Here is a 25,815-nt window from a genome sequence, read left to right as displayed (position 1 = left end):
GTCAGGACAAGGGCGGAAGCCCGAACACCACGCGACACCAAACGTTCAACCAACTCGGACATTATCGACCCTTGAACTGCGGCGCCCGCTTTTCCATGAAAGCGGCAACGCCTTCCTTCATATCCTCAGTGCCGAACAACGGCAGCAGTTGCAGGAATACATGGTGCACATGTTCGGTGAACGGCTCGTTCCAGGCCATGCGCATCATGCGCTTGGCGGCCTGGATCGCGAGCGGCGCGTTGGCGGCGATCTCGGCCGCCATTTGTCGCGCCGCTGCCAGCGTCGTGCCGTCGTCGACCACGCGCGATACCAGCCCCAACGCCAAGCTCTCCTCTGCCGACAACGTACGGCCGGTGAAAATCAGCTCCGCCGCCTTCGACCAGCCCAGCAGGCGCGGCAGATACCAGGTGCCACCCGACTCCGGCAACACGCCGCGCTTGGCATAGCTTGCCGCCAGCTTGGCCGACCGCGCCATGATGCGGATATCGGCCCCCAGGGCGATATCCAGGCCATACCCGGCAGCCGCCCCGTTCAGCGCGCAGATCACCGGCTTGTCGATGTTGTGCAGCACCGTCGGTGGCGTGTTGCGCAGGTCGATGGTGGTGCGCATGAAGCCCTGGCCCAGACCGATGCTGTCCGTGCCGCTCTTCTGCGCCTCCAGGTTGAGGCCGGCGCAGAAGGCCTTGTCGCCGGCACCCGTGAGGATAATGACCCGGATCGCCGCATCGTCGCCGGCGCGCACCAGGGCCGCCGATAAGGCATCCAGCATCGATCGCGAAATCGTGTTCATGCGCTGAGGTGCGTTCAGCGTGATCGTCGCGACCGGACCGTCGGCGGCATACAGCACCTCGTCCGCGGCCGCGGTTACAGTCGTATTGCGTGCATCGTGGGGGGCCATGCGGAACTCCTATGGAAGCATGCCGGTTCCGTCTATTGTTCGCCCGCCGCCGGCGATATTCAATGGCGCCGCCATTCCCTCTCGAGGCTCGGTCCATCATGCAGAACCGCTTCATCGACCTCTACAGCGACACCAAGAGCAAACCGACGCCGGGTATGCGCAAGGCCATGGCCGAGGCTGAGGTGGGCGACGAGCAGAAATTCGAAGACCCCTCGGTCAACCGGCTGCGCGAGAAGGTCTGCACCTTGCTGGGCAAAGAGGATGCCGTCTTCCTGCCGTCCGGCACGATGTGCAACCAGATCGCGATCCGCGTGCATTGCCGGCCGGGCGAGGAGATCATCTGCGACCGTCAGGCGCACATCATCACCTCAGAGGGCGGTGGCCCTGGCGCCAACGCGGGCGTCATGTTCCATCCACTCGACGGCCCACGCGGCACTTTCACCGCCGCCATGGTCGATGCCGCCGTGAAGGATCCCAACAACCGTTATGCGCCGCGCTCGCGCCTGGTCGAAGTCGAGCAGACGTCCAACCGCGGCGGCGGTGCCGTGTGGGCGCTGTCGGCGCTGCAGGATGTCGGTGCCGCCGCGCACCGGCATGGCCTGAAGGTACACATGGACGGCGCCCGCCTGCCCAACGCCTGCGTGGCCTCCGGCGTGGCGGCCGCCAAATTTGCCGCCCCTTGCGATACGCTGTGGCTGGACTTCACGAAGGGCCTGGGCGCGCCGGTCGGCGCCATCCTCGCCGGCCCCAAGGATTTCATCCATGAAGCGTGGCGCGTAAAACAGCAGCTCGGCGGTTCGATGCGCCAGTCCGGCATCATCGCCGCTGGCGCCCTCTATGCGCTGGACAACCACTGGGACCGACTGGCTGAGGACCACGGCAACGCCAAGCGCCTCGCCGCGGGATTGGCCGACATCGAGGGCATCCGTCTCGATCCCGCCGGCATCGAGACCAACATCATCTATTTCGACGTCACCAAGCCCGGCTGGACGGCGCCGAAGCTGATGCAGGCGATGAAGGCCGAAAATGTCGGTATCGGTGCCTTTTCACAGAGCATGATCCGCGTGGTCACGCATCTCGATGTCAGCCGCGAGGACGTCGACGTCGCCCTGGGCGCCTTCCGGCGCGCACTGGCAACCTAGGATCATCGCGCCAGAATTCGCGGCGCATCACCCGTTCGGGTGACGCGCCGCGCCGTGCCACCGGGTAACGTTGTCGGAAACGGTGGGGACCGTCGACAACGAGGGGCACGACAATGCGGCGCACGGTATCCATTTTGGTCATTGCCGCCGCTTTTCTGGCAGCGATGAGCGGTCCGGGCTGGGGTGAATCATCGGACCGCGCCCTGGAACGAAACACACCCGCGCACCCGGCCACGCCGGTAAAAGCGGGGGATATTCTCATCGCCAAGGCGCACCACTGGAGCGCCTGGATGATCGACGGCAAGCTGGTGTTCATCGAAGATGATGGTGGCGGATTCAACGCTGCCATCATCGTGAACCGCGATACCATCGATTTCGGCATGACTAGCCTGGTCTGGCGTGTGGTGCCGGGGTCGACGTACGACATGCAAATCAACATCGATGGCCAAGTCTTCTCCGGAACTGCCGTCGGCACGAACGATACGACGATACAAATGCGGGACATCAACAATCGCTTCCTGCAGAATCTTTATTGGGGTCAGAAAGCCTACATCCGCGTCAACCAGTATGATCTCGTGCTATCGCTGACCGGCTCAAAGGCGATCATCGATGCAGGGTTGCGTTACGCCCGTGGGTACTAAGTAGGGTACCGCCCCCTCACCTACGGCTAGACAAATCTCGCCTGCGGCTGGCACGGTAGTCGAAACCTGCCTCCGTAAAGGCTCACCATGCCCGATACACCTCTCGCCGGACTCGGCGTTCCGGCGAAACGACTGGAAGACGCGCGCCTGCTGACCGGCCGTGGTCGCTTCACCGAGAACCTCGTCGGGCGTGATGCCCTGCACGTGTATTTCCTGCGCTCGCCCTACGCGCATGCGCATCTGACGCGGGTCGACACCGAGGCGGCTCGCGCCGCGGCCGGTGTTGTTGCGGTGCTCACCGGCGCCGATGCCGCCGGCGAGGTCGGCCATCTGCCGGCCATCAGCGAGATCAAGGGCATCGACGGCGCGCGGCATCATGAGCCGCAACGACCGTCCATCGCCGTCGACCGTGTGCGCTATGCCGGCGAGATCGTCGCCATGGTGGTCGCGCAGTCGCTGGAACAGGCGCGCGATGCCGCCGAATTGATCGAGGTCGACTACGAGATGTTGCCGGCCGTCGTCGCCGGCGACGATGCCTTGAAGCCCGAGGCACCGCTGGTGCACGACGATGTGCCCGGCAACCTGATGTGCACCTGGCGCAAGGGCGACAAGGCCGCGGTCGATGCGGCATTCGCGCGCGCCGCGCGTGTTGTCAGCGTATCGCAGCGCTTCAACCGCATCCTGGCGAACTACCTCGAACCGCGCGCCGTGGTGGCGACGCACGACTCGACGTCTGACGTGACGACCATGACGTTCGCATCGCAGGGCGCCCACATCCCACACAAGCTGCTGTGCGATCGCGTGCTGAAGCGGCCACGCGACAAGCTACGGCTGGTGACGCCCGACGTCGGCGGCGGCTTCGGACCTAAATTCACGCTCTATCCTGAGACCGCTCTGATGCCGTGGGCCGCGCGCCGGCTCGACCGCCCGTTGCGCTGGACCTGCGAGCGCGCCGAGAGCTTCCTGACCGACAATCATGCCCGCGACCTGGTCGCGACGATGGAACTGGCGTTGGACGAGAGCGGCCGCTTCCTGGCGCTGCGGGTTGATGCCGTCGCCAATTTCGGCGCCTACGTCTCGATGTTCGCCCCGACCATCCCCACGACCGGGATGGCCAAGGTGGCGTCGGGCCTATACCGCATCGGGGCGATGCAGATCGATATGCGCTGTGCGTTCACCAACACGGTGCCGGTCGACGCCTTCCGCGGTGCCGGTAAACCCGAGACCCTGGCACTGCTCGAGCGCCTGATCGACGTCGCTGGCAACGAGACCGGTCTGGGCCCCATCGAGATCCGCCGCCGCAACCTGGTCGAGTCGTTCCCCTACACCACGCCGCTGGGCTACACCTACGAGAGCGGTGACTACAAACGCCTGCTCGACGAGGCACTGACGCTGGCCGACGCCGGCGGATTCGCGGCACGCCGTGCGGTCAGCGAAACGACAGGCCGACGGCGCGGCCTGGGGATCGCCTGCCACTTGCACGGCAGCGGCGGCGTGGCCGACGAAATCGCTTCGGTCCGCGTCCGCGGCGATGGCAGCATCGCGGCAACGGCCGGCACCCAGTCACAGGGCCAGGGGCATGAAACCGTCTTCGCCCAGATTGTCGGTGCCGCGCTCGGCGTGCCTTACGACCGTGTCACCCTGGCGCAGGGAGACACTGCCCATATCGCGCGCGGCGGCGGCACCGGCGGCTCGTCGTCGACCATCATCAGCGGCACGACGCTCAAGCGCGCCGCTGACGTCGTGATCCTCAAAGGCCGCGATCTGGCCGCTGAGTTCCTCGAGACCGCGCCGGCCGACATCGCTTATCGCGACGGCACGTTCGAGGTGGTCGGTACCGATCGCCGTCTCGGCCTGTTCGAGGTGGCGGCGCGCGCCGAGGCCAGCGGTCGTCCGCTCGACGCCACCGGCGACTTCGTCGACAAGATCGAGAGCTGGTCCACCGGCGTGATGGCCTGTGAGGTCGAGGTCGATCCCGAGACCGGCGCCGCGCGGATCGATCGCTTCATCGCCGTGGCCGATGTCGGCACCACCGTCAATCCAATGTTGCTGGCGGGCCAGATCCATGGCGGCATCGCGCCGGGCGTCGGCCAGGCGCTGCTCGAGGACGCCGTCTACGATCGCGACAGCGGCCAGCTGCTGGCGGGATCCTGGATGGATTACGGCATGCCGCGGGCCGACGATCTGCCTGATCTGCAGGTCGCGACGTTCAATACGCCCTCGACCAACAATGCGCTGGGCATCAAGGGTGTGGGCGAGCTGCCGACCAACGGCGCACCCGCCGCCGTCGCCAATGCGATCGTCGATGCGCTGCAGCCGTATGGCGTGCACCACATCGAGACGCCGGCAACGCCCCTGCGCATCTGGAATGCCATCACGCAGGGAAAGTAAGTGATCCCTGGGAGCGCGGGCCTCCGGCCCGCTCACGTCAGGCGAAAGCAGCGCTTTCGCCTTGATGCGGGCGAGACGCCCGCGCTCCCAGGGGCCGTGATTTGCGTAACAACGGTCGTGGGCAATGATTGAACCTGACACCACCTTCGACGTGATCATCGTCGGCGCCGGTTCGGCCGGCGCCACTGTGGCGGCACGGTTGAGTGAGGACGGCCGCAGGCGCGTGCTGCTGCTGGAGGCCGGCCGAGACTTCCGGTCGGCCGAGACGCCGCCCGAGATGGCCAGCATCAACCCGCTGCGCATCATCATGCCGCCACGCCTGCAGGCCCTTTACCAATGGCCGGACCTGATGGCACGCCGCACCCATGTGCAGCAGCCACGCCTCTACTGGCGCGGCCGCGGTATGGGCGGCTCGTCGTCGGTCTATGCCCTGATCGCCATTCGCGGCGTGATGGCCGCGTTCGACCACTGGGCAGCGCTGGGCTGCCGTGGCTGGTCGGCCGAGGACGTCCTGCCGTTCTTCCGCCGGCAGGAGGCCGACGAGAACTTCAGCGGCGCGCCCTACCACGGCGCCGATGGACCGTTGCCGGTGTGGCGTGCGCCACGCTCGCAATGGGGCGCCGTGGATCGCGCCGTCGCCACCGCAGCCCTGGCCGAGGGCTATCCCTGGAGCAACGATCTCAACGCGCCAGGCAGCAGTGGCGTGGCACACTATCCCATCACCTGCCGCGATGGCCGGCGCGTGTCGACCAACGACGCCTATCTGGAGCCGGCGCGCGGCCGCAACAATCTGGCGATCGTCGGTGATGCGCTGGCCGACCGCATCATCGTCGACGACGATAACCGCGCGACGGGCGTCGAGGTCCTGCACGGGACGCGGCGCACGACCTATCGCGGCCGCGAGATCATCGTCAGTGCCGGCGCCGTCCATTCGCCGGCGCTGCTGATGCGCTCCGGCATCGGTGATTCGGCGACTTTGAAGGAGCACGGCATCGCCGTCCGCCACCACCTGCCCGCCGTCGGCCGGCACTTCTTCGACCACCCCGTCGTGCGCGCCGAGGTACGGCTGAAGCCCCAGCATCGCCCGACCCACGTCGATGCGCGGCACACCAATGTGTGCGTCACCTACAGTTCGGGCCTGGCCGGCGGCGGCTTCAACGACATGATCTTCCTGGCGATGAACCATCGCGGCTTTGCCGACGATGACCTCTCCCGTCCGTCGCCCGGCAGCGTATCGGTCTCCATTTTCGAGGCCCTCTCGCGCGGCGCGGTGGTCCTGCGGTCGGCCGATCCCAGGGTCGATCCCTTCGTCGAAGAAAACATGCTGTCCGACACCCGCGACCTGGTGCGCATGCGCGACGGCGCGCGGCGTCTGTTTCGCATCCTGGCGCAGCCGGCTGTCGCCGGCATCGCGGAGGCCGTCACCATGGGCATGACAGGCACCCCAACCGACCAGGCATCCGCCCTCGATGACGCTGCCCTGGACGCATTACTGCTGGCTGAGGCCACCGATGCCCAGCACGCGGCGGGGACCTGCCGGATGACCGGCGACGATAGCGATGAGGGCGTTGTCGACGTCCGCTGCCGCGTGCGCGGATTGCAGGGTCTGCGCGTGATCGACGCTTCCGTCATGCCGGCCGACTGCCGTGCCAACACCCACCTGACCACCGTAATGATTGGGGAAAAAATGGCAGAAAACTTAAAAACCGAACTATTACAATAACTTATGAGACTGGATAATCTGAGGCGGCGCTCGATAGTCTTTGACCCAACCACAAAGCCCCCTATATAACGATGACAACTCATTCATTATTCGGACGGTAGCCGCGCGGCGGGTGCAAGCGGCTTCCGGGTCGGAACCGCAGGAGAATAGTCATGGCCACGCCGCTGATGCCGAAGGCCACCGCCGTCTGGCTGGTCGAAAATACAACCCTGAGCTTCGAGCAGATCGCCACGTTTTGCGGCCTCCATCTGCTGGAAATCCAGGCGATCGCCGACGGCGAAGTTGCCGCCGGCATGGTTGGCCGCGACCCGCTCGTCAACGGCGAGTTGACCAAGGAAGAGATTGCCCGTTGTGAGGCCGACTCCACGGCGCAACTGCGGCTCCTGACGCACGACCGGCCGCAGCCGGCGTTGCGCGCCGGCGGCCCGCGGTACACGCCGGTGGCCAAGCGCCAGGACAGGCCCGACGCGATCGCCTGGCTGCTGAAGAGCCATCCCGAATTGCAGGACGCCCAGATCGCCAAGCTGGTCGGCTCGACCAAGAGCACGATCCAGGCGGTGCGCGATCGCACCCATTGGAACACGCCCAACATCAAGCCGCGTGACCCCATCACGCTGGGCCTGTGCACGCTGCGGGATCTCAACACGGCGCTGGACAAGGCGCGCCGCAAGGCGGCACGCGAGGAGTCGAGCAAGAAGAAGGCCGAGGCCCTGGCGGCGGCGGATCAGGCCGCCGGCGAGGTCGATCCCAGCGAGGCCGAGCAGCCCACCGTCGAGGAGTGAAGGGAAGCGCGCGGGGTATCGCGCGCTTCCGGTTCATGTCACCCCACCCGTGCCGCGGGCACGAGCTGGTTGCTGCCGACGATGGTCAGCACCTTGTCGGGACTGGCCAGGCAGGCCTTGCGGACCGTGCGGATCAGCTGGGCCGCCACGGTGTGATCCCAGAACCAGTCCAGGACCTGCTGGCTGCTGGGGTTCGTGCCCGGCGCCACAGCAGCCTCGGTGTACAGCGCCTTCAGATCGTCGATGACATAGCGGGCCGCCTGGATCGCGCGCAGATCGGGCACCGGACTGGGGCCTGTCGGTCCGTCAGCCAGAAAACTGCACACCAGACTCGCCCATGCATCCAACGGCAGTCGTCCGCCGCCGACGGTCGTGTAACCGCGCACGTCGTGCACACGGTCCCACGCCAGCAGCACCGCGGCGAGCTCGACCTGCAGCACATGCCTCCATTCCGCGGCCGACGCATCGTCTGCCGGCACCGGCACGTCGGGCAGCGTGACGGCGGGTGTCCAGCCCGTCTCTGGCAACCGGCCCGGCGCCGCCTCGGCGTAATCCTCCAGGATCACCGGTCCATCATCGCGCTCCAGCAGCCGCAGCGCCGTCAGCAGCACGCGGCGCTGGAAATCGGCGTTTTCAGGCTCGCCCAGCGGCCGCCCCAGCTCGAACGGTACCCACAGGCCCCGCGGCCCGCGGATCTTTTCCATGTGCAGGCGAATCAGGCCGATCGCCGTCGTGGCGATCCCGCGCTGTTCGATCAGATGTCCCAGCGCGCTCACGGCGCGCGTGCAGAAGGGTCAGACGGGACTGAGCACCACGGCATCGACATGGTCGTCGCGCAGCCGGGCCACCATGCGGTCGGCCAGATCGCCCCAGGCCTGGGGATCGTTGGAGCCCATCACCGCATAGTGCCGGTCGGCAACCGACCCGATGACCCCGCCGGCGGCCAGTTCGCGCAGCCGATCGACGGGATAGACGACGTTGATATCGCGCTGAAAACCGGTGCGATCATAGTTCACGGAAATATGCGTCATGACGACGTCGCCGCGGCCCAGCGGCGTCGGCAACTCCCGGAATACGTTCTCACTCGGCAACATCGGGCGCTCACCCCGCGCATGGATCGCGGCCGAGGTCACGACCGCCACGCGACGCCGGGCCAATGGCCCGCCGGTCACGAACGGACTTGTGTCATATTTCGGACAATCGAGATCCGTCAGGCGCTGGCGGGTGGGGGGCGGCAGGTCTTCTAGGCAAGCCATGTGGCTGTACTCCGGTGGCCAAAACCGCTAGAGCATAGCCCGGTTCACGATGCGGCAGGGCGAGGGACGCGCTCGTTTTGCTCGCCGTACCATGAGCTTTCTTAGATTGCCGAAGCGTCGGCGCCCACCGCCGCTTCGCTCCGCCGCCTTCGGCGCAGCGACGGAAATGCCTTTGATCAGAGACGCCGCAGATAAGGTTTGCCCATGGCCAAAGAAGAAATGGTCCCGTTTGAAGGTCTTGTGACCGAGATCTTGCCGGACGCCCGCTATCGCGTTCAGCTCGACAACGGCCGGATGATCATTGCCTACACCGCCGGCAAGATGAAAAAGAACCGCATCCGAACGCTGGCTGGCGACAGGGTCACGGTCGAGATGTCACCCTATGATCTCGACAAGGGACGCCTGATCTTCCGCCACAAAGACGAACGCAGCAGCATGTCCCCCGGCGGCCCGCCGCGCGGCCAGTACCGCCGCCGCTGAGTTTGGCCTCTCCCGCAGGCAGGCGGGAGAGGATGCGGACATCACTTCCGCGCGTAGCCTGCCGGCTTCAGTGCCTCGCCGATTTCGCCAAGGACAACCGGATCGTCGATGGTGGCAGGCGTGGTGTAAGCCTGCGAATCGGCGATCTTCTGCATGGTGCCGCGCAGGATCTTGCCCGAGCGCGTCTTGGGCAGCCGCCCCACCACCACCGCCGTCTTGAAGAACGCCACCGGCCCGATGCGTTCGCGCACCATGCGCACGACGTCGGCAACGATCTCGCCGTGCGGCCGTTCGACACCCGCTTTCAGCACCAGGAAGCCCAGCGGCACCTGGCCCTTCAGGTCGTCGGCAACCCCGATCACCGCGCACTCCGCCACGGCATCATGCGATGCCAGCACTTCTTCCATCTGGCCTGTCGACAGGCGGTGGCCGGCGACGTTGATGACATCGTCGACACGGGTCATCACGGACACATAGCCGTCGGCATCGATGAAGCCCGCGTCCCCTGTCTTGTAGTAGCCGGGGAATTCCGCCAGGTACGCTTGGCGGAAGCGATCGTCGGCATTCCACAGCGTGGGAAACGTTCCCGGCGGCATCGGCAGCTTGCCGACGATGGCACCGATCTCGCCCGCCGGCACGGGCCGGCCTGCCGCGTCCAGCACCTGGATGTCCCACCCCGGCGCCGGCACTGACGTCGACCCCGGCTTGACCGGCATCAGCTCCAGGCCCACGAAGTTGCCGCAGATCACCCAGCCCGTCTCGGTCTGCCACCAGTGGTCGATGACCGGCACGCCCAGCAGGCGCTGCGCCCATTCGATGGTCGGCGGATCGCCGCGCTCGCCGGCCAGGAACAGCGTGCGGAAGTTCGAGAGATCATGCTGCTTCAGCAGCTTGCCCTCGGGATCCTCTTTCTTGATGGCGCGGAATGCGGTCGGCGCCGTGAACAGCGCCACGGCCTTGTGCTCGGCGATCACGCGCCAGAACGCGCCCGCGTCGGGCGTGCCCACCGGCTTGCCTTCGTACAGAATGCTGGTGGCGCCGTAGATCAGCGGTCCGTAGACGATGTAGCTATGGCCAACGACCCAGCCCACGTCGGAGGCTGTCCACCACACCTCGCCCGGCGCGATGCCATAGAGGTTCTTCATCGACCAGTGCAACGCCACGCAGTAGCCGCCATTGTCGCGCACCACGCCCTTGGGCTGCCCCGTCGTGCCCGATGTGTAGAGGATGTAGAGCGGATCGGTGGCTTGCACCGGCACGCAGGCCGCGTGCGGCTTGCCAGGCACGAACGTCGCCCAGTCAAGATCGCGCCCGTCGACCATCGTGGCCGGGCCTTGCGGGCGCTGCAGGATCAGGCAATGCGCCGGCTTGTGTTTGGCCAGTTCCAGTGCCTGATCGAGCAGCGGTTTGTATTCGACGATCCGGCCAGGTTCGATGCCGCATGACGCCGCCAGCACCAGCTTGGGTGCGCAGTCGTCGATACGCGAGACGAGTTCCTTGGCCGCAAAGCCGCCGAACACCACCGAATGGACGGCACCCAGCCGCGCGCAGGCCAGCATCGCCATCGCCGCTTCGGGGATCATCGGCATGTAGATGATGACGCGGTCGCCCTTGCCGACGCCCAGCGCCGCGATGGCGCCGGCCAGCTCGGCCGTGGCATCGCGGAATTCGCGATAGGTGTAACGCCGCTTGGTGCCGGTGACCGGCGAATCGTAGATCAGCGCCAGCCGATCGCCGTGGCCGGCATCGACATGGCGGTCGAGTGCATTGTGGCAGGTGTTGAGTTCGCCGCCGGGAAACCAGCGGTAGAACGGCGGTGCATTGTCGTCGAGCGCACGGTCCGGCCGGCGATACCAGTCGATCGCGGCGGCCTGCTCCAGCCAGAAGCCTTCGCGATCCTTGAGCGAGCGGGCGTGCAGGGCACGGTAGATGTCACCCACGGCCATGGCGGCGTTCCTCTTTGGCATTCCTTGTCTTCACGCTTAGCGGCCCTGGCATCGATCGGCAATGGTACCCTGACGGCGCGAAATGCCGCGATGGGAGGAAACACGTGCTCAGACTTGCCGCCAGCGTCGTCGCCATCCTGTTTGCCGTCCTGTCACAAGCTGCCGCACAGCAGAATTTTCCCAACAAACCGCTGCGCATCGTCGTGCCCTACGGGCCGGGCGGCTCGGCCGATCAGGTCATCCGCCTTTATGCCGAGAAGCTGTCGCCGGCGCTGGGCCAGCAAGTCATCATCGAGAACAAGCCCGGCGCCTCCGGTGGCGTCGGCGCCCAGATGGTGAGCAGCGCGCCACCCGACGGCTACACGTTGCTGTTGGCGCCGACGGCGGTGCTCGCCATTACGCCGATTGTCCGCAAGACCAACTACGATCCGGCCGATCTCACGCCGATTGCGCGGCTCTCGACGCCACTGCTGGTGGTGACCCTGACCAACGAGCTCGGCGTCAAGACGTGGCCCGAATTCGTCGCGCTCGCCAAAGCCAACCCCGGCAAGTACTGGTTCGGCTCCTCCGGCCTGGGCACGATCACCCACCTGACCGGCGAGGTGCTGACGCGTACCGCCGGTATCCAGATGCAGCATGCGCCCTACAAGACCATCGTCGATGCCGTCGGCGACGTCATGAGCGGCCGCATCCATATGGTGTTCGATCCGTCCTTTCTGCCGCAGGCCAAGGCCGGCAAGGTGCGCGCCATGCTGGTGGCCGACAAGGAGCGCATGGCCGATATCCCCGACACGCCGACGGCCGATGAGCTGGGTCTCGACCTCAAGGGCTTCCGCGCCCGCAGCTGGTTCGGCCTGTTCGGCCCCAAAGGCATGCCCACGGACGTCGTCGAACGCCTGTCGACCGAGCTGGGCAAGATCGCGCAATCGCCCGATCTGCAGCAGAAGCTATTGATGGTGGCGCAGCGCGCCGAGCATCAGCCGCACGATGCCTTCGTGCGCCAGGTCGCGGACGACACCGCGTTCTTCACCGCGCTGCTGCGCGAGCTGAACATGAAACTGGACTAACTGAGGAAGGGCCCCCGCCGCGTCCTGGTGGCGGATGTTCGGTTGCCCGGCATTCACCGCGGACGCGTGGCCAGTTCGCGATTGGCGTCTTCAAAGAAGGCGATCAGCGCGACGGCGTTCATGCCGCGCCGGCACGCTGCCTCGACAAGGGGCATGATGATTCCGGCAGCCCCCTCCTTCTTGTCCACCAGCGCCTTCTGCAGATCGGACGGGCGGAGTTTTGCTGACGGTATGCCTTCCTGAGCCTGGCGCACGTCGACGGCTTGCCGCACCGCGGCCTGGTTGACCTGGTCATCCGACACGCGGGGCGTCGGAGGCTCCTTGCCTGGCAGCTTCTCGATATTGAGCACGCCTGATGCCCGCGATCTGTCGGCGGCAATGCGGTCCAGCAACAGACGGCCATTTGCCTGGTCGAAATAGGGCAGCAGATCCGTGATGAGCTGAGAGCAGCCGGCGTCGCGTCGACGCTGATCGAGCAACGCGTTTTCGTAGGTTGTCATTTCGCTGCGCAGCTGCGCGTTGCCCTGACGATGCTGAGCCAACCGGGCCTCGAGATCGGCAGCCCACCTCAGCAGTTCCTCGAGCGCTTCCGTTGTTCGCAGGGCTGCGACCGCCAACACGATGTTTTCCACTGCCCAATAGGAAACGTCCTGGCGTACCGGGCCCTCGTTGACCACGGCGCTCACCAGGGTGCGCAGACTCCGCAGCAACTCGTCGCGCCGATGCCGCAATTCCTCGCTCATGGCGGCAAGGTTCGCTTTCTCGTCGCTCAGCGTGCCGGCATTGACGACATCGTTTGCCGTCACCGACAGTGACGGGCTCGGCGGCGACGGCAGCGGAGACCCGAGCCCGCGACGGTCCGGATAGCGCCGCGGCGGCGCAACCTGCCGCAGATAGCGTTCGGCTTCCGACGGAGTCTCCGGCTGCCGGCGAATGCTGTTTCTTTCGCGCTCCGCCGCCGCGAGGTCGACACCCAGGTGCGCCAGCTTGCGGATGGCGGCGACCAGCTTCTCCCGTTCGACGGCGCCAACCTTGTCCTTACCCAGCAGCGCTTCCAGCTCCTGCAAGGCCGCGATGTCGTCCCTCAGTTGGGCCATGGCCTGCCGGTCGCTGCCCAAAGTCCGCAGCGACGCGCTTGCGTTGAGGATCGCGCGCTGCAGTCCTACGTGCCCGGCATCGAGCGAATTGGTGAACGGAAATCCGAGAACGACGGTCAGGAAGAGTCCAACGCCGGCGATATAGTGCGCGATCCGGGTGATCGGGCCATTTCCGCTTACGAACGGAACGCCGAAATACAGCACCACGTTGGCGATCAAAGTGATGATGGGCACGTAGGCGGCGACGTCGTGGTAGAGAAACAGGAGACCCTGGATGATGATCTCGTCGGTACTCTGCAGACCGCGTTGGCTGGACCCGATGGGCCCATAACGCAGGCCCGTATATCCCAGATAGGTTTCCAGCATCATCAGGCAGAAGAACGCCGCGAACGCTCCGACAAGCAACGCCAGTCCTCGATCGTGTCGAATGAGAGGGAACAGCGGCGCCGTAAAGAAAAAGACGCCGACCAGAACGGCCCACCACGAAACGGTGAATCCCTCGGCAACGACATGGGCGCCAAGCCAGGCGCTGGTGACCACCGCCCCGACCCACCAGACCGGCGTCGGTGCGGCCCATATCGCCGGCGCGTGTTTCGGCTTTTCGTCAGCGACCACAACTGCCTCCCCCAAAGCAGCCCGACCCGCCAAGCGCCGAATACTAGCACATCTTACGCGAGCACCGCAGAGCGTTCGGAACCGCGCGCTGTCCGGCGCGTTTTCTTGGGTAGAGGCAGGACAAAGACATGCTTGTCGATTTCATCATCGCGGAGCTGCTGATCTGGGCGGTGATGGTCGTACTGTTTCCCCCAACCGTCGCTATCGTCGGCGCGCTCACCAGGCGCATGTCGCTGCCAACGCCCCGGCACGCCCGCCGCAAGCGCCGGATGAAGCCCGCACCGACGGGATTGCGTGATCGCGCCTTGTCCACGATTGCACGCCAGCGCCGCCGCCCCATGCCGTCCGTCAAAGTCCCGCTGCGTCCCTAGAAACGCACGCGGCGGCTGGTCGATGTAACGACTTTGTGCAAGATTGCCGGCCGGTCGAAGTTGTGTGGGGATCGGCAGGCATGGCCAGGGGCAAGGCAAGCGGCAAGAGCGGGCGGACCAAGGCGCCGAAGAAGGGCACCGGCGCTGCCCGCAAAGGGTCCACGGGCAAGTCGGCCAAAGCGGCAGTTAAAAAGAAGACAGCAGCCAAGCGCGCCGCCGCCAAGGTGCCGGCGCCGCCGCGTAAGCCGGCCATACCGGCGGGACGCCCGACGGGCCCGCGCCGGCCGGTCAAGGCACGCTCCGCCGTGGGCCGCGGGCCATCACCGCGGCCGGTTTCGGGCAAGCACCCGCCGGCAATGCCACGCAACATCTACGAGCGCGATCTCGACCGCAATCCCGCCAACTTCGCGCCGCTGACACCGCTGCAGTTCCTCGAACGCTCGGCCAGCGTCTATCCCGATCACCCGTCGCTCGTCCATGGGCCGCGCCGCTACACCTGGAGCCAGACCTACGCACGCTGCCGGCAACTTGCTTCGGCGCTGGAGAAGAGCGGCATCGGGCTGGGCGATACGGTCACCATCATGGCGCCCAACGTGCCCGAGATGTACGAGGCGCACTTCGGCGTGCCGATGGTGGGCGCCGTGTTGAACTCGCTCAACACGCGGCTCGACGCGGCGATGCTGGCGTTCATCCTCGACCACAGCGAGACCAAGCTGCTGATCGTCGACCGCGAGTATCATCGCGTGATGAACGACGCCCTGGCCCAGGCCAAGGTCAAGCCGCTGGTGGTCGATATCGACGACGCGCAGTGCGATGACCGTGCACCGATCGGCAGCACGACCTACGAAGACTTCATCGCCGACGGCGACGCCGACTTCGCCTGGTCGTACCCGGCACACGAATGGAACGCCATCACGCTGAACTACACGTCGGGCACGACGGGCGACCCCAAGGGCGTCGTCTTCAGCCATCGCGGCGCGACGCTCTCGGCCTATGGCAACGCCACGCAGTGGGCGATGGGCATGCACCCGCGCTATCTGTGGACGCTGCCGATGTTCCACTGCAACGGCTGGTGCTTTCCGTGGACCCTGGCCCTGGTCGCCGGCACCAGCGTGTGCCTGCGACGCATCAACGCCAAGACCATCTTCGATTCCATCGCCGACCACGACGTCACGCATATGTGTGGCGCGCCGGTGATCCTCGGCTTCATCATCAATGCCACCGACGAGGAACGTCGGGCGCCGGAACGCACCGTCGAGTTCATGACCGCCGCCGCACCGCCGCCGGCTGCCGTCTTGGAAGCTGTCGAAAAGCAGGGTTTTCACATCACGCACGTGTATGGCCTGACCGAGGTCTATGGCCCAGCGACAATCTGCGCCTGGCACGATGACTGGGACGACCTTGAAAGCGCCGAGCGTGCCCGCCTGAAGGCACGCCAGGGTGTGCGATACGCGGCGGAGGACGCCGTTACGGTGATGGATCCGGCGACATTGACGCCGGTGCCCCGCGACGGTTCGACGATGGGCGAGGTGTTCATCCGCGGTAACCTCGTCATGAAGGGGTACCTCAAGAACCCCAGCGCGACGCAGGCGGCGTTCGCCGGCGGCTGGTTCCGTTCCGGCGACCTGGGCGTGATGCATGCCGATGGCTACATCGAACTGCGTGACCGCTCCAAGGACATCATCATCTCGGGCGGCGAGAACATCTCGACCATCGAGGTCGAAGGCGTTCTCTTCAAGCATCCCGCCGTATTGGATGCCGCCGTCGTGGCACGGCCCGACGAAAAGTGGGGCGAGACGCCGTGCGCCTTCATCGTGTTGAAGCCGGGCATGGCGGCGACGGAAGACGACATCATTGCCTATTGCCGCGCCAACATGGCGGGCTTCAAGATCCCGCGCACGGTGGTTTTCCGCGACCTGCCCAAAACCTCGACCGGCAAGGTGCAGAAATTCGTGCTGCGCGACTGGGCGAAGAAGCTTTAGTCGCGCGGCCGCGCTCACACGACTGTCATCCCCACAGGCAGCGCGGGATGACAGCGCGCGTCACCCTGCCCGACCGACGCCATAATTGGCCGCATAAAATGGCGCGCAGCGGGGATATGCCGTCGCGTTGAGGCGTAGACTGATACGAGCGCCCTGCGATGGAGGAATCGCGCCGTGCCCGGCACGACATTGGTCCGCACGACGCTGACGGGGGTGAGGCCGCTGGGAGTGCGCGGCGAGCCCCTGCACCACGCCCAGGCCCAGCTGCGCGCCGTCATCCGGCGCCGCCTCGACGAACGCCATTTCCATCTGCTCGCCGAACCGCAGCCCCACGATCTCGGCGGCCGCATCGACTGGTACTCCGAGCACAGCGGCGATGTCCGACCCATCACCGCCCTGACCGAGCCCGAGCGCGATGCCGTCCGCAACGACATCGATACCCTGCTCGCCGATATCGACCGTCTCGGCCAGTCCCTCGAAACCGGCACCACCGAAGACGGCCGCCTCGCCGGCAGGTCCCTGCGGCTGGCCGCCAAGCGCCCTTCCGACGACTACCTCTTCCTGGTCGGCGATCAGCCCGTCGTCGTCTGCTGGGGATACGACACACAGGCCGCCGGCGCCGTCCTGCCGCCCGCCTTCGTGCCGTCCCCTACCGTCGCCGCCCCACCGCCGCCGCCGCCATCTCTGGCGCCGCCGCCGGCGATCGCCCTGGCGCCCGCCGGTGCCGCCGTCCTGCGCCAGCGCTTCCCGTGGCTGTTCTGGCTGCTCGCCGGCCTGCTCACCATCCTCATCCTGCTGCTGGCATCCTGGCTGCTGCGGCAGTGCATGCCGGTGCCGCCCGATACGCGCGTCACCGAACTGCCCCGGCCGCCGGCGCCGCCGCCCGAGCCACCACCACCCGATCCCACGGTGGGCCTCAAGGGCGATCTCGACAGTGCGCGCGACGAGGAAGGCCGGCTGAAGGTCACCCTGGCAGCGCTGCGGGATGAACTCAGCAAGCGCCACAGCCAGTGCAAGGCCCCCGAACCGCCCAAGCCACCGGAACCACCCAAACCGCCGGTGGTCGAGAAGAAGCCCGAGCCCAAGGTGGCGGACAAGAAACCCGACCCGCCGCCCAAGCCACCCGATGATCGCATGCGCATGCCGAAGGCGCCCTCCAACGACTACTCCTTCCTCAAAGGCTGCTGGCGCACGGATACGTTCAAGCACGGGCCGCGTATTCCGCCCGGTTACGCGACCTATTGCTTCGACGCCAACGGCCGCGGCTCGATGGAATTCCGATTCAACGACGGCACCACCTGCCGTGCACCGGCGACCGCGCGCTTCTCGGGCGGCACGCTGCGCGTGGTCGACGCCGACACCACGTGTTCGCCGCGCGGCACCTGGGCGCAGGACCGCCTCGACTGCACGGCCGGCGCCGACGGCGTCGCCTACTGCCGCGGCGAGAACCGCACCGAGCGCTGGACCGTCAATCTGCACCGGACGGGAAGTTGAGGAATACGCGATCGCACCGACGCGTTTGCGACATGGTTATGCCCTTCTGTCGCCACGGGGCAGGTGCAGTCTGACGGCATAAACTGGAGGAAGAATGCCCAGCAACGCCACGCTCGTCCGCACGACCCAGTTCGGTGCGCGACCGCTTGGCGTGCGGGGCGAGCCGCTGCACAACACGCACGCCCAGATCCGCGACGTGGTGCGCCGCCGCCTGGGCGCACGGCACTATCACCTGCTGGCCGAGCCGCAGGCCTATCCCGCCACAGGACGGATCGACTGGTATGCCGATGGTGCGCCGGTGCATGCGGCAACCGACCTGCCGGAGGCAGAACGCGATGCGCTGCGCGCCGAGATCGACGGCATGCTGGCCGACATCGATCAACTCGGCTCGCAACTCGAACGATCGACCGGTGAAGACGCGCGCCTGGCCGGACGGGCCTTGCACCTGGCCACCAAACGGCCCGATGACGACGCTTATCTCTTCCGGGTCGGTGACCAGCCGGTCGTGATCTGCTGGGGCTACGATGGCGAGACGGTGGGTGCGATCCTGCCGCCGGCCTTCCTGCCCAGCACCACAACCACGGCCGCGCCGCCGCCAGCGCCGCCACCGCCCGTCGCGATGCCGGCGGCTGTCGTCGCGGCAGCACCGGCCGTGGCGCGCAGCCGCTTCCCCTGGCTGGCGGCATTGCTGGTCGGGCTGCTCGGCATCCTGCTGATCCTGGGCACGTCCTATGGACTGCGCCTGTTCCTGCCGGTGCCACCCGATACGCAGGTCACCGAATTGCCGCCGGAGCCGCCACCTGCGCCACCGCCGGCGCCGCCCGATCCGACGCTTGATCTGAAAGCGGCGATCGACGGCGAGCGCGATCGCGAGGGCAAGTTGAAGACGTCGCTGGCCTCCCTGCGCGATGAGTTCCAGCAGCGGCAGGCACAATGCAAGGCTCCCGAGCCACCGCCAAAGCCGGAACCACCCAAGCCGCCGGTCGCCGAGAAGAAGCCCGAGCCCAAACCGGCCCCCAAGCCCAAACCCCAGGTCGCGGAGAAAGCGCCGGCGCCGCCGCCGCAGCCCAAGGCGCCACCGGTGACACAGCCGCCGCCCGGCATGCTGCCGTGCAACGCCGACACCGCCAGCGGTGGCGCCGGCGTGACGCGCAACCGTCACTATGTCGGCGACAAGCCCGGCACCGTGGTCATTCGCTACAACATGAAAATGATTCCCGACCAGATGAACGTCTACTATCGCGGACGCCTGGTCGCGACCACGAACCGCCCGACCAGTTTCCGCGGCACGCTCACGTTCCCCTTCACGCCCGAGGCGGGAGACCACTCGGTCACGGTCGAGGTCGTCGGCCCCAGCCTGGGGACGGAATGGATCTATCGATTGGACTGCCCGCAGTAAGAGGCGCACCGCCCGGCCGCCGCTGCACCATGTCTTGAACACGCCACGCCGCACCCGCATTCTGCCGCTATGGCCGGAACAACCCTGGTTCGCACGACAATGGTGGGCGTCCGCCCGCTGGGCGTCCGCGGCGAGCCGCTGCACCACGCGCAAGCGCAGATCCGCGGTGTGATCCGACGGCGGCTGGGCGACCGTCACTATCATCTGCTGGCCGAGCCGCAGCCCCACGATCTCGGCGGCCGCATCGACTGGTACAGCGAACGCGACGGCGCCGTGCAACCGCTGTCGGCGCTGTCCGACGTCGAACGCGACACGGCCCGGGCCGACATCGATACATTGCTGGCCGACATCGATCGGCTGGGTCAAAGCCTGGAAGCGAGCCCCACCGACGATGGTCGTCTCGCCGGCAGATCGCTGCGGCTGGCCGCCAAGCGTCCCTCCGACGATTATCTCTTCCTGATCGGTGACCAGCCGATCGTCGTCTGCTGGGGCTATGACACCGAGGCCGCCGGTGCCGTGCTGCCCGGCGCCTTCCTGCCGACAAGCACGGTGGCGCCGACGCCGCCATCACCGCCACCACCGCAGCCGCCGCCCTTTGCACCGGCGCCGGCCGTTGTCGTTGGACCACCGGCGACAGCACTGTTGCGCGAGCGTTTTCCGTGGCTGTTCTGGCTGCTGGCCGGCCTGCTCGCCATCGCCATCCTGCTGCTGGCGTCGTACCTGTTGCGCCAGTGCATGCCGGTGCCGCCCGACATGCGGGTGACCGAACTGCCGCCCGAACCACCGCCGCCGGCGCCGCCGCCACCACCGGATCCAACCATCGCCCTGCAGCGCGATCTCGATGGCGCACGCGACGGTGAGGGCAAGCTGAAAGCCACGCTGGCATCGCTGCGCGACGAACTGAACAAGCGTTACCAGGCATGCCGGCCACCCGAGCCGCCACCCAAACCGCCCGAGCCACCGAAACCGCCGCCGGTGGTCGAGCGCAAACCGCCACCGCCGCCGGCCAAGCCCCCCGACCTGCCGGAGGATCGCTGGAAGAGGGGCGACCTGGCCCTGCTGCAGGGCTGCTGGCGCCTGGGCCGCGACGCGCAGACCAATCTGCGGCAGCCCAACGGACAGGTCGTGCGCGGCTACGATCGGGCGGGCCGCATCTGCTTCGGCGCCAATGGCCAGGGCACGCGCGAGAAATCCAGCGAATTCCCTGGCCTGCCGCCCATCCGCTGCCGTGCGCCGGTCAGGGCGTCGTTCCAAGGCGACGGCACGTTGCGTACGACCCAGCCGCGCGTCACGTGCGAGCCGTCGCAATTCTTCTGGACCGACCAGCCGAACTACCTGACCTGCCGACGCGTCAGCGACACCGTCGCGCTGTGCCGCGACAATTTGGGTGCCGAGCACGAGTTCCGCCGCGAGGGTGCATAGACAATCCTCAGCTTTGTCATATTCGACAGGCTATGCTGAACGCACTGCTGTGATGGTCGAGATTGGTTGATGCCCGGCACGACATTGGTCCGCACGACGCTGACGGGGGTGAGGCCGCTGGGAGTGCGCGGCGAGCCCCTGCACCACGCCCAGGCCCAGCTGCGCGCCGTCATCCGGCGCCGCCTCGACGAACGCCATTTCCATCTGCTCGCCGAACCGCAGCCCCACGATCTCGGCGGCCGCATCGACTGGTACTCCGAGCACAGCGGCGATGTCCGACCCATCACCGCCCTGACCGAGCCCGAGCGCGATGCCGTCCGCAACGACATCGATACCCTGCTCGCCGATATCGACCGTCTCGGCCAGTCCCTCGAAACCGGCACCACCGAAGACGGCCGCCTCGCCGGCAGGTCCCTGCGGCTGGCCGCCAAGCGCCCTTCCGACGACTACCTCTTCCTGGTCGGCGATCAGCCCGTCGTCGTCTGCTGGGGATACGACACACAGGCCGCCGGCGCCGTCCTGCCGCCCGCCTTCGTGCCGTCCCCTACCGTCGCCGCCCCACCGCCGCCGCCGCCATCTCTGGCGCCGCCGCCGGCGATCGCCCTGGCGCCCGCCGGTGCCGCCGTCCTGCGCCAGCGCTTCCCGTGGCTGTTCTGGCTGCTCGCCGGCCTGCTCACCATCCTCATCCTGCTGCTGGCATCCTGGCTGCTGCGGCAGTGCATGCCGGTGCCGCCCGATACGCGCGTCACCGAACTGCCCCGGCCGCCGGCGCCGCCGCCCGAGCCACCACCACCCGATCCCACGGTGGGCCTCAAGGGCGATCTCGACAGTGCGCGCGACGAGGAAGGCCGGCTGAAGGTCACCCTGGCAGCGCTGCGGGATGAACTCAGCAAGCGCCACAGCCAGTGCAAGGCCCCCGAACCGCCCAAGCCACCGGAACCACCCAAACCGCCGGTGGTCGAGAAGAAGCCCGAGCCCAAGGTGGCGGACAAGAAACCCGACCCGCCGCCCAAGCCACCCGATGATCGCATGCGCATGCCCACAGCCCCGTCAAACGACTACTCGTTCCTGAAGGGCTGTTGGCGCACGGACTTCTTCCGACATTCGCCATCGCATGTCGGCGGCACCAGCACCTACTGTTTCGACGCCAACGGCCGCGGGACCCTGACCTTCAGGCGGTCCACGGGCGAGACCTGTCGCGCGCCCGCGCGCGCCCAGTTCTCGGGCAACACGCTGCGCATCGTCGATTCAGATACCCGCTGCAGCGACGGAACCCAGTGGTATGCCGACTATCTCGACTGCCGCTCCGAGCAGGGCAACGTGGCACGCTGCAGTGGCCAATCGCAGGCCAACCGCTGGTCCGTCAACCTGCACCGGGTCAATTGACGGATTATCTCGCGTCACGCGTGTGAAGTCTCTTGAGACCGGCCCAGTCACAGCCCATTCTGGCCGCAGTCTTGAGTGAACCCTCGTGATGGCCGGAGCCACCCTCGTTCGAACAACGCTGGCCGGCGTGCGCCCCCTGGGCGTCCGCGGTGAGCCGCTACACCACGCCGAAGCACAGATCCGTGCCGTCATTCGCCGCCGGCTGGGCGACCGCCATTTTCACCTGCTGGCCGAACCCGAGCCGCATGATCTGGGTGGCCGCATCGACTGGTACAGCGGTTGCCACGGACCGATCCAGGCCATCACCGACCTGCCGGAAGGTGCCCGCAGCGCCGCGCGCGGCGACATCGATGCTCTGCTGGCCGACATCGACCGACTGGGCCAAAGCCTGGAAACAGCCGCCTCCGACGATGGCCAGCTCGCCGGACGCGCCTTGCGGCTGGCCGCCAAGCGGCCGTCCGACGATCACCTCTTCCTGGTCGGCGACCAGCCCGTCATCGTCTGCTGGGGCTATGACATTCAGGCGGCCGGCGCCGTGCTGCCTGGCGCCTTCCTGGCCGGCTCCCAACCTCCTGCGCCACCGCCGCTGCCGGCCGCCCTCTCACCACCGATACCGCAACCGCTGGTCATGGCGCCGGCCGGCGCCGCGGCCGTCGTGCTGCGCGAGCGCTTTCCGTGGCTGTTCTGGCTGCTGGCCGGCCTGCTCGCCATCCTGGCTCTGCTGGTGGCGTCCTGGCTGTTGCGTCAATGCATGCCGGTGCCGCCCAACCTGCAGGTCACCGAGCTGCCCGCCCCACCGGCACCGCCGCCCGAACCGCCGCCACCCGACCCCACGGTCGGCCTGCAGGGTGACATCGACAGCGCCCGGCGCAATGAGGACAGGTTGAAGGCAACGCTGGCCTCGCTGCGCGACGAACTGGAGCGCCGCACCCTGGCATGCCGGCCGCCAACGCCGCCGGCGCCGCCACCCGTACCGGATCGGCCCCAGGCCGCCACCAAACCCGGCGATGTGCTGCGCCTACCCGAGAAGCCGACCAACGACTATTCCTTCCTCAAGGGCTGCTGGCGCGGCGACCAGTTCCGCTACACGCCCCGTCATCCGCGCGGCGCGCACACCTACTGCTTCGACGAGAACGGCAACGGCAAGCTGATCTTCCGCTGGCAGAACGGCGTTACCTGCGAGGCACCGGCCCGGGCGCGCTACGAAGGCGGCACCCTGCGCATCACCGACGCCGATACGACCTGTGCCGACGGCACGCGCTGGACGCAGGACCGCCTGGTCTGTCGCGCCGGCGCCGGCAACGTTGCGCAGTGCAGCGGCGAGACCAACATGCATTTGCCGGACCAGGGCGTCACGCGCGACCGCCCGACGCACTTCACCGTGCGCCTGCACAAACAGTAAGGCAGGGGATAGCCGTTTTTCGGGTGAATCGCCCGGTGTCGTAGCCCGATCGTGACGAGGTCAGGCTACGCCCGCAGCCGCTGTTGTCAGCGGAGGCGCCGGCCGCAACGGGCAGGCGCCCTTGATGAGCTAATGACTCGCCAGTTCGGCGATCTCATCCTTAAGTCGCAATTTCTTCTTCTTCAGTTCCTGCAGCACTTCATCGTCGGGATGGGGTCGAGTGACTTCGTCGTGGATGGCTTGTTCGAGCGCGGCGTGCCGCGATTTGAGGGTCTCGATCCGATCCATGAGGCTCATTGGCTTTCCTCCGGTGCTGACCCGACGTAAGGACTATACACACGTCCCATGGGAGTCGATATGGGGTCGACCGAAATTGGGGACAAGATCGCGGGGATGCGGCTAATCTGCCTCGGGAAAGTACAGCAATCATGACCTATCCGGCACGGCTCATCATCGGCATCTCGGGTGCTTCCGGGGTGATCCATGGCGTGCGTTTGCTGCAGCTTCTGCAACCGCTGCCGATCGAGACGCATCTGGTGATGACCAAGACGGCCGAGGTCACGCTGGCCCACGAAACCGACTGGAAGGTCAAGGACGTCAAGACGCTGGCCGATCACGTCCACGCGCCGGGCGATCTCGCGGCCCCGATCTCCAGCGGCTCGTTCAAGACCATGGGCATGGTGATCGCACCGTGCTCGATGCGCAGCCTGGGCGAGATCGCGACCGGCATCTCGAGCTCGCTGCTGACGCGCGCCGCCGATGTCGTGCTCAAGGAACGCCGCAAGCTGGTGCTGTTGCCGCGCGAGACGCCGCTGCATGCCGTGCACCTGCGCAACATGGCCACGGTAGCGGAACTCGGCGCCATCATCGCACCGCCATTGCCGGCGTTTTACAACCGGCCGCAGACGATCGAGGATATTGTCAACCATACCGCCGGTCGGGTGCTGGACCTGTTCGACATCGACCCGGGCGTGGTGAAACGATGGGGTGAATCAGGGTAAGCCCATGCCGAGCGATCCTGCCGTTCCGTTCGACAGCATCATCAGCCTGGCCGCCCACCTGGTGTCGATCCCGTCCCGCGCTGGAATCGATCCCACCGCGCCTGTTCTGAACGCCGCCGCCGCGTGGTTGACACAGCACGGGCTGCCCCCGACGTGGCTGCGCAATGCGCAAGAACGGCCGGTTGCCCTGCTGGTGCGCATCGACGGCGCGGAACCAGGTCCCGCGATCTGCTTGAATGCCTGTATCGATACCGCACCGTTTGGCGACGAGAATCGCTGGCGCCTCAGTCCCACCGCCGGCGTGGTGGACGGCGGCAAATTGTGGGGCCGCGGCGCCGCCGACTCCAAGATGGGCGTCGCCATCCTGTCGCACGTCGCGCACTTCCTGGCGACGACGGCAGCACTGCCGCGCGGCACGGTCTACGTCCTGTTCGATGCCGACGAGCACACGGGTGAATTCGGTGGCGTGAAAGCCTTCCTGAAGCAGGCCTCGCCAAAACCGCAGGCGGCGGCATTGGGCTATCCCGGCGATGACAGCCTGACCCTCGGCTCGCGTGGCTTCCTGCGCGTCAAGCTTCACGTCTCGGGACAGTCCGGTCATTCGGGCGCCGTCACCGACCGTGGCGTGAACGCCATCAGCAAGGCCGCCGCGCTCGTCGCCGCCATCGACAGCCGGCCACCACAGGGTGCTGCCGACACCCTGTTCGCCTTCGGACCCTGCGCCACGGTCACCCGAATCGAGGGCGGCGAAGGCTTCAGCCAGATCCCCGACCGCGTGGCGTGCAACCTCGACATTCGCCTGACACCGGGATTCGATCACGAGGCCGCGCATGCCTGGCTGGGCGCCATCATCGACCATGTCGATGCCGCGTTGCCGTCACCAGGGCCGACCCGGATCGAACCGGTCGAGCACTGGCCGCCTTACGCCGTCGCCACCGATCATCCGCTGGTCACCGCGTTCCTGCAGGCCAGCCGCCAGTCGTTCGGCCACGACCTGCCGCCCCTGGTGTGTGGTCCATCCAACATCGGCAATTATCTGGCTGCGCACGGCGTTGCGACCATCTGCGCGCCCGGCGTCGCCTGCGCCAACATCCACGGCACCGACGAATGCGCCGATCTGTCGACGGTGAGCAGCGTCTACAAGATGTACTGTGCCGCCGTGCCGGACTTCCTGCAGCGATGCGCTGCCGTAACACCTGGGAGCGCGGGCGTCTCGCCCGCTCATGTCAGGCAAGGCTTCGCTTGATGCGGGCGGGACGCCCATAGGCGCTAACTTAGCATTGGACAGCGGGAACGAGTTGAGATTCAAAGAGGTAGGGG

22 protein-coding genes are annotated in these 25,815 nt (G+C 67.0%); 16 read left to right on the top strand and 6 right to left on the bottom strand.

Annotated features, from left to right (window positions below; translation table 11 throughout):
* Nucleotides 1-61: 61 nt before the first annotated feature.
* The gene (locus FQU96_RS38400; RefSeq protein ID WP_146546714.1) at nucleotides 62-898 is read right to left on the bottom strand and encodes an enoyl-CoA hydratase/isomerase family protein; all 837 of its coding nucleotides are present in this window, start codon (nucleotides 896-898) and stop codon (nucleotides 62-64) included.
* A gap of 98 nt (nucleotides 899-996) precedes the next feature.
* Here FQU96_RS38400 and FQU96_RS38395 point away from each other — a divergent pair, with 98 nt between their 5' ends.
* The 5 genes from FQU96_RS38395 to FQU96_RS38375 all read left to right on the top strand — a co-directional run bounded on the left by FQU96_RS38395 (nucleotide 997) and on the right by FQU96_RS38375 (nucleotide 7,577).
* Nucleotides 997-2,040 carry a low specificity L-threonine aldolase gene (locus FQU96_RS38395; protein WP_146546713.1) on the top strand — a complete coding sequence of 348 codons (1,044 nt, stop codon included), beginning with the start codon at nucleotides 997-999 and terminating at the stop codon, nucleotides 2,038-2,040.
* A 113-nt stretch (nucleotides 2,041-2,153) separates the two neighbouring features.
* Entirely contained in the window at nucleotides 2,154-2,681 is a 528-nt protein-coding gene (locus FQU96_RS38390) for a hypothetical protein (RefSeq protein WP_146546712.1), read from the top strand.
* A gap of 87 nt (nucleotides 2,682-2,768) precedes the next feature.
* Nucleotides 2,769-5,072 (top strand): xanthine dehydrogenase family protein molybdopterin-binding subunit, encoded by a 2,304-nt coding sequence (locus FQU96_RS38385; RefSeq protein ID WP_146546711.1) that lies wholly within the window; start codon nucleotides 2,769-2,771, stop codon nucleotides 5,070-5,072.
* A gap of 124 nt (nucleotides 5,073-5,196) precedes the next feature.
* Complete coding sequence (locus tag FQU96_RS38380; protein ID WP_146546710.1) at nucleotides 5,197-6,795, top strand: GMC family oxidoreductase; 1,599 nt, start codon at nucleotides 5,197-5,199, stop codon at nucleotides 6,793-6,795.
* Between the two features lie 152 nt (nucleotides 6,796-6,947).
* Nucleotides 6,948-7,577 (top strand): DUF1013 domain-containing protein, encoded by a 630-nt coding sequence (locus FQU96_RS38375; RefSeq protein WP_146546709.1) that lies wholly within the window; start codon nucleotides 6,948-6,950, stop codon nucleotides 7,575-7,577.
* 38 nt (nucleotides 7,578-7,615) lie between these two features.
* Here FQU96_RS38375 and FQU96_RS38370 read toward each other — a convergent pair whose 3' ends face one another.
* Entirely contained in the window at nucleotides 7,616-8,353 is a 738-nt protein-coding gene (locus tag FQU96_RS38370; RefSeq protein WP_146546708.1) for a hypothetical protein, read from the bottom strand.
* Between the two features lie 18 nt (nucleotides 8,354-8,371).
* Nucleotides 8,372-8,833, bottom strand: a complete 462-nt coding sequence (locus FQU96_RS38365) for a glycine/sarcosine/betaine reductase selenoprotein B family protein (RefSeq protein ID WP_146546707.1) — start codon at nucleotides 8,831-8,833, stop codon at nucleotides 8,372-8,374.
* A gap of 204 nt (nucleotides 8,834-9,037) precedes the next feature.
* Here FQU96_RS38365 and infA point away from each other — a divergent pair, with 204 nt between their 5' ends.
* Nucleotides 9,038-9,313 (top strand): translation initiation factor IF-1, encoded by a 276-nt coding sequence (infA, locus tag FQU96_RS38360; protein WP_146546706.1) that lies wholly within the window; start codon nucleotides 9,038-9,040, stop codon nucleotides 9,311-9,313.
* A 41-nt stretch (nucleotides 9,314-9,354) separates the two neighbouring features.
* Here infA and FQU96_RS38355 read toward each other — a convergent pair whose 3' ends face one another.
* Nucleotides 9,355-11,259: a propionyl-CoA synthetase gene (locus FQU96_RS38355; protein ID WP_146546762.1), complete on the bottom strand. Its 1,905-nt coding sequence runs from the start codon at nucleotides 11,257-11,259 to the stop codon at nucleotides 9,355-9,357.
* A 104-nt stretch (nucleotides 11,260-11,363) separates the two neighbouring features.
* Between FQU96_RS38355 and FQU96_RS38350 the strand changes: the two genes are divergently transcribed.
* A complete protein-coding gene (locus FQU96_RS38350) occupies nucleotides 11,364-12,326 on the top strand; it encodes a tripartite tricarboxylate transporter substrate binding protein (protein ID WP_178131061.1) in 963 nt (320 codons plus the stop codon).
* Nucleotides 12,327-12,379: 53 nt separating this feature from the next.
* Here the strand turns inward: FQU96_RS38350 and FQU96_RS38345 are convergent, their stop codons facing one another.
* A complete protein-coding gene (locus FQU96_RS38345; protein WP_146546704.1) occupies nucleotides 12,380-13,792 on the bottom strand; it encodes a hypothetical protein in 1,413 nt (470 codons plus the stop codon).
* A gap of 374 nt (nucleotides 13,793-14,166) precedes the next feature.
* Between FQU96_RS38345 and FQU96_RS38340 the strand changes: the two genes are divergently transcribed.
* The 7 genes from FQU96_RS38340 to FQU96_RS38310 all read left to right on the top strand — a co-directional run bounded on the left by FQU96_RS38340 (nucleotide 14,167) and on the right by FQU96_RS38310 (nucleotide 23,494).
* Nucleotides 14,167-14,409, top strand: coding sequence for a hypothetical protein (locus tag FQU96_RS38340; protein ID WP_146546703.1), 243 nt, complete (start codon nucleotides 14,167-14,169; stop codon nucleotides 14,407-14,409).
* 356 nt (nucleotides 14,410-14,765) lie between these two features.
* The gene (locus tag FQU96_RS38335) at nucleotides 14,766-16,391 is read left to right on the top strand and encodes an acyl-CoA synthetase (protein WP_146546761.1); all 1,626 of its coding nucleotides are present in this window, start codon (nucleotides 14,766-14,768) and stop codon (nucleotides 16,389-16,391) included.
* 174 nt (nucleotides 16,392-16,565) lie between these two features.
* Complete coding sequence (locus FQU96_RS38330; protein WP_146546702.1) at nucleotides 16,566-17,885, top strand: SrfA family protein; 1,320 nt, start codon at nucleotides 16,566-16,568, stop codon at nucleotides 17,883-17,885.
* A gap of 94 nt (nucleotides 17,886-17,979) precedes the next feature.
* Nucleotides 17,980-19,284 carry a hypothetical protein gene (locus FQU96_RS38325; RefSeq protein ID WP_146546701.1) on the top strand — a complete coding sequence of 435 codons (1,305 nt, stop codon included), beginning with the start codon at nucleotides 17,980-17,982 and terminating at the stop codon, nucleotides 19,282-19,284.
* 69 nt (nucleotides 19,285-19,353) lie between these two features.
* Nucleotides 19,354-20,706: a hypothetical protein gene (locus FQU96_RS42380; protein ID WP_178131059.1), complete on the top strand. Its 1,353-nt coding sequence runs from the start codon at nucleotides 19,354-19,356 to the stop codon at nucleotides 20,704-20,706.
* Nucleotides 20,707-20,775: 69 nt separating this feature from the next.
* On the top strand, nucleotides 20,776-22,092 hold the full coding sequence (locus FQU96_RS38315) for a hypothetical protein (protein ID WP_146546700.1): 1,317 nt from the start codon (nucleotides 20,776-20,778) through the stop codon (nucleotides 22,090-22,092).
* Nucleotides 22,093-22,180: 88 nt separating this feature from the next.
* Nucleotides 22,181-23,494 (top strand): hypothetical protein, encoded by a 1,314-nt coding sequence (locus tag FQU96_RS38310; protein ID WP_146546699.1) that lies wholly within the window; start codon nucleotides 22,181-22,183, stop codon nucleotides 23,492-23,494.
* Between the two features lie 129 nt (nucleotides 23,495-23,623).
* On the opposite strand, the gene FQU96_RS38305 is transcribed toward FQU96_RS38310, so the two are convergent.
* Entirely contained in the window at nucleotides 23,624-23,791 is a 168-nt protein-coding gene (locus FQU96_RS38305) for a DUF465 domain-containing protein (protein ID WP_146546698.1), read from the bottom strand.
* Nucleotides 23,792-23,922: 131 nt separating this feature from the next.
* Here FQU96_RS38305 and FQU96_RS38300 point away from each other — a divergent pair, with 131 nt between their 5' ends.
* Both FQU96_RS38300 and FQU96_RS38295 read left to right on the top strand, forming a co-directional pair.
* Nucleotides 23,923-24,495 (top strand): UbiX family flavin prenyltransferase, encoded by a 573-nt coding sequence (locus tag FQU96_RS38300; RefSeq protein ID WP_146546697.1) that lies wholly within the window; start codon nucleotides 23,923-23,925, stop codon nucleotides 24,493-24,495.
* A gap of 4 nt (nucleotides 24,496-24,499) precedes the next feature.
* Entirely contained in the window at nucleotides 24,500-25,741 is a 1,242-nt protein-coding gene (locus tag FQU96_RS38295) for a M20 family metallopeptidase (protein ID WP_146546696.1), read from the top strand.
* Nucleotides 25,742-25,815 lie beyond the last annotated feature (74 nt).

Source organism: Reyranella sp. CPCC 100927, from assembly GCF_007859315.1.
In the GTDB taxonomy this organism is placed as follows: Bacteria; Pseudomonadota; Alphaproteobacteria; order Reyranellales; family Reyranellaceae; genus Vineibacter.
The sequence above is the reverse complement of the archived record's forward strand: the minus strand, read 5'-3'. Positions and strand labels throughout refer to the sequence as shown.

Excerpts from the sequence above, each read along its gene's own strand:
- FQU96_RS38335 (WP_146546761.1), top strand. The coding sequence starts at position 14,766 with ATGCCACGCAACATCTACGAGCGCGATCTCGACCGCAATCCCGCCAAC.
- FQU96_RS38400 (WP_146546714.1), bottom strand. The coding sequence starts at position 898 with ATGGCCCCCCACGATGCACGCAATACGACTGTAACCGCGGCCGCGGAC.
- FQU96_RS38395 (WP_146546713.1), top strand. The coding sequence starts at position 997 with ATGCAGAACCGCTTCATCGACCTCTACAGCGACACCAAGAGCAAACCG.
- FQU96_RS38380 (WP_146546710.1), top strand. The coding sequence starts at position 5,197 with ATGATTGAACCTGACACCACCTTCGACGTGATCATCGTCGGCGCCGGT.
- FQU96_RS38390 (WP_146546712.1), top strand. The coding sequence starts at position 2,154 with ATGCGGCGCACGGTATCCATTTTGGTCATTGCCGCCGCTTTTCTGGCA.
- FQU96_RS38365 (WP_146546707.1), bottom strand. The coding sequence starts at position 8,833 with ATGGCTTGCCTAGAAGACCTGCCGCCCCCCACCCGCCAGCGCCTGACG.
- FQU96_RS38345 (WP_146546704.1), bottom strand. The coding sequence starts at position 13,792 with ATGATGCTGGAAACCTATCTGGGATATACGGGCCTGCGTTATGGGCCC.
- FQU96_RS38295 (WP_146546696.1), top strand. The coding sequence starts at position 24,500 with ATGCCGAGCGATCCTGCCGTTCCGTTCGACAGCATCATCAGCCTGGCC.
- FQU96_RS38315 (WP_146546700.1), top strand. The coding sequence starts at position 20,776 with ATGCCCGGCACGACATTGGTCCGCACGACGCTGACGGGGGTGAGGCCG.
- FQU96_RS42380 (WP_178131059.1), top strand. The coding sequence starts at position 19,354 with ATGGCCGGAACAACCCTGGTTCGCACGACAATGGTGGGCGTCCGCCCG.
- FQU96_RS38385 (WP_146546711.1), top strand. The coding sequence starts at position 2,769 with ATGCCCGATACACCTCTCGCCGGACTCGGCGTTCCGGCGAAACGACTG.
- FQU96_RS38305 (WP_146546698.1), bottom strand. The coding sequence starts at position 23,791 with ATGAGCCTCATGGATCGGATCGAGACCCTCAAATCGCGGCACGCCGCG.
- infA (WP_146546706.1), top strand. The coding sequence starts at position 9,038 with ATGGCCAAAGAAGAAATGGTCCCGTTTGAAGGTCTTGTGACCGAGATC.
- FQU96_RS38325 (WP_146546701.1), top strand. The coding sequence starts at position 17,980 with ATGCCCAGCAACGCCACGCTCGTCCGCACGACCCAGTTCGGTGCGCGA.
- FQU96_RS38340 (WP_146546703.1), top strand. The coding sequence starts at position 14,167 with ATGCTTGTCGATTTCATCATCGCGGAGCTGCTGATCTGGGCGGTGATG.
- FQU96_RS38300 (WP_146546697.1), top strand. The coding sequence starts at position 23,923 with ATGACCTATCCGGCACGGCTCATCATCGGCATCTCGGGTGCTTCCGGG.
- FQU96_RS38375 (WP_146546709.1), top strand. The coding sequence starts at position 6,948 with ATGGCCACGCCGCTGATGCCGAAGGCCACCGCCGTCTGGCTGGTCGAA.
- FQU96_RS38310 (WP_146546699.1), top strand. The coding sequence starts at position 22,181 with ATGGCCGGAGCCACCCTCGTTCGAACAACGCTGGCCGGCGTGCGCCCC.
- FQU96_RS38355 (WP_146546762.1), bottom strand. The coding sequence starts at position 11,259 with ATGGCCGTGGGTGACATCTACCGTGCCCTGCACGCCCGCTCGCTCAAG.